This is a genomic window from Paracoccus marinaquae (assembly GCF_018860165.1).
GTDB classification, from domain to species: Bacteria; Pseudomonadota; Alphaproteobacteria; order Rhodobacterales; family Rhodobacteraceae; genus Paracoccus; species Paracoccus marinaquae.
Window position 1 is genome coordinate 1 of sequence record NZ_JAHKNG010000102.1, and the last position, 2,359, is coordinate 2,359.

At 62.7% G+C, this 2,359-nt stretch carries 3 protein-coding genes, 1 tRNA gene and 1 pseudogene; 2 read left to right on the forward strand and 3 right to left on the reverse strand.

Annotated elements, in window-relative coordinates; all coding sequences use genetic code 11:
• Positions 1-105 (reverse strand): annotated as a pseudogene (locus KNW02_RS20385) (IS5/IS1182 family transposase); the annotation flags it as partial.
• A gap of 146 nt (positions 106-251) precedes the next feature.
• Here KNW02_RS20385 and KNW02_RS20390 point away from each other — a divergent pair.
• Together KNW02_RS20390 and KNW02_RS20395 are read left to right on the forward strand one after the other, a co-directional pair.
• A tRNA-Ser gene (locus tag KNW02_RS20390) sits at positions 252-341 on the forward strand.
• A gap of 388 nt (positions 342-729) precedes the next feature.
• Positions 730-1,563, forward strand: a complete 834-nt coding sequence (locus KNW02_RS20395; RefSeq protein ID WP_216035010.1) for a protein NO VEIN domain-containing protein — start codon at positions 730-732, stop codon at positions 1,561-1,563.
• A 3-nt stretch (positions 1,564-1,566) separates the two neighbouring features.
• Here KNW02_RS20395 and KNW02_RS20400 read toward each other — a convergent pair whose 3' ends face one another.
• A complete protein-coding gene (locus tag KNW02_RS20400; protein ID WP_252734161.1) occupies positions 1,567-1,848 on the reverse strand; it encodes a hypothetical protein in 282 nt (93 codons plus the stop codon).
• An 86-nt stretch (positions 1,849-1,934) separates the two neighbouring features.
• The coding region (locus KNW02_RS20405; RefSeq protein ID WP_216035011.1) for an ATP-binding protein at positions 1,935-2,359 on the reverse strand (425 nt) is incomplete at its 5' end.

The following is a 2,359-nucleotide window of genomic DNA, read 5'->3' on the forward strand; positions in this document are numbered from 1 at the left end:
CATCTCGGGGTCGAACCAGATCGTCAGCGAACCCCGGCGCTTCAGCGCTTCGGTATAGGACCGCCAGTTCCTGGTCTCGCAGGTCGGGGGTATCGGTCTGCTCATGTGACCCAGCTATCACGCTGGACTCACCGGATGAATCCCAAACCAGATTTGCGCAACAGCGCCGTTCCATGATCTCAGAATCGGTGGCCCGGCGCGGTGCAAGCCGACTTGTGCGATCTGGGCTAAGAGGCTAATCCACGCCGGTCGGAGGCGTGGCAGAGTGGTTTAATGCACCGGTCTTGAAAACCGACGTGGGTTCACGCCCACCGTGGGTTCGAATCCCACCGCCTCCGCCATCATCCCTGTTGCGAACACGAACAGGCGCCTATCGCGGCGCGGAAATATTCGTGTTTTCAAAGGGCTTTGCCTCCCCCATGCGAACCTCTGAGACTGCACGCCAAGGCCATTCCGGGCTCTGAACGGCGCTCCGTCTCTGTTCGAGCGAACCTCGCCGTTTTCGGTTCGCTCGGAATTTACTTAGCCTTTCCAATAGTCTGAGTTTCAATCCCGCCAAAACTTCGGCCCTTGCGTCCATCGCCTTCGAGGGGAACAGAGCCGAAACACGCGAGAGGCGCAGCAGGTGAGTGCGCTGGCCGAATGGCGCGTAGATGTGGCGGTGATTTGCCGGGGCCAACCCCGGAAAGCGTTGATGACAAACGGACTTCCCGACCTTAGCCTGGCGGAATGTCGAACGGGCCCTGGACGGACGAAGAGAACGATCTGATCGTCGCGGATTACTTCGCGATGCTGGTCGATGATCTCGCGGGGAACCCCCTGAACAAGGCGGCATCATATCGACAGCTTGCAGACCGGATCGATCGGTCCGCAAAGGCAATCGAATATAAGCACCAGAACATCAGTGCCGTGCTCAAGGCGCTGGGTGAAACCTGGCTGACTGGACTCGCACCGGCCTTCAACTTCCAGAGCTCGCTTGAGGATGCTGTTCTGCGATGGATGAACTCGCATCCGGAATGGGTCCTGCGGGCCCCGGGCAACCGACCACCCACCGGCCTTTATGATGCGGCGCAGATCTGGATCGGGCCGCCACCGACGTTATCCAACCAGCCACCACCGCAGGAGCTGGATCTGATGTTGCGGATCGCCAGGAAGTCCGACGTAGCCGGCCGCGACGAGCGTAACCGTGTCCTCGGCCGCGCGGGAGAGGAACGCGTGCTGGCGCATGAGCGGTTGGCGCTGCGGGCGGCGGGCCGCGACGACCTCGCGCGGAAGGTTCGCTGGGTGTCGGAGGAGGACGGTGACGGTGCCGGCTACGACATCGCCAGCTTCGAGCAGGATGGCCAGTCGCGGCTGATCGAGGTCAAGACGACGAACGGCTGGGACCGGACGCCATTTCACATCACGCGCAACGAACTGGCCGTGGCCGAGGAGCGGCGCGCGGAATGGTGCCTGTTCCGGCTGTGGAACTTCTCACGCGAGCCCAAGGCGTTCGAACTGCGCCCGCCGCTCGATGCCCATGTCTCGCTGACGGCGACGTCGTATCGAGCGAGCTTTCACTGAGGCTCAGTCGAACACCCGCCCCGGCTGCTCTTCCCACGGCAGGGACGCCACGAAGCACAGATCATAGATGCTGATTGTCGAGGGCTCGCGGTGGACGACCAGCCGCTCGAGCACCTCGGGCGCCAGCCACGCGAGGCGCAGGAGGCGGCTGACGTAACGGTCGGACAGGCCCTCATCGGCGGCCAGATCTGCGAGCGTGGCGACGTCGCCGCGTTCCAGTCGCTGCCGCCAGCCCCATGCGCGGCCGATGGCGCGCAAGAGGTGGGGATCTTGTCCGCGGATCATGGCGGACTCGACGTGCTTCGGCGGAAGGATCCGGGGGTATAGCGCGACAATCTGGGTGAGACGCGAGCGACGATCTGGATGAGATTCTATGTCGCGTCATCTGCGACGATAGCATTCTGATTGTCGCTGGCAAGTTCCTCTTTCGTTTCTGATTGTCGCGCCGCGTCAATCAGCGGCGTGTTGTTGATGGTGGCGTAGGATGCGGGCCTTCCGCGCTGCCGTTTGGCCTCGAGGGCGGCGCGGCGCCGGTAGCTTTCGACGTTCATCTCGAAGATGGTTGCGTGGTGAACCAGCCTGTCGACGGCGGCCAGCGTCATGGCGGGGTCCGGGAAGACCTTGTTCCATTCACCGAAGGGCTGGTTGGCGGTGATCATGATGGAGCGCCGCTCGTATCGTGCCGAGATGAGTTCGAAGAGCACGCTGGTTTCGGCCTGGTCCTTGGTGACATAGGCGAGATCGTCGAGGATCAGCAGGTCGAACTTGTCGAGTTTCGTGATGGCGGCCTCGAGCT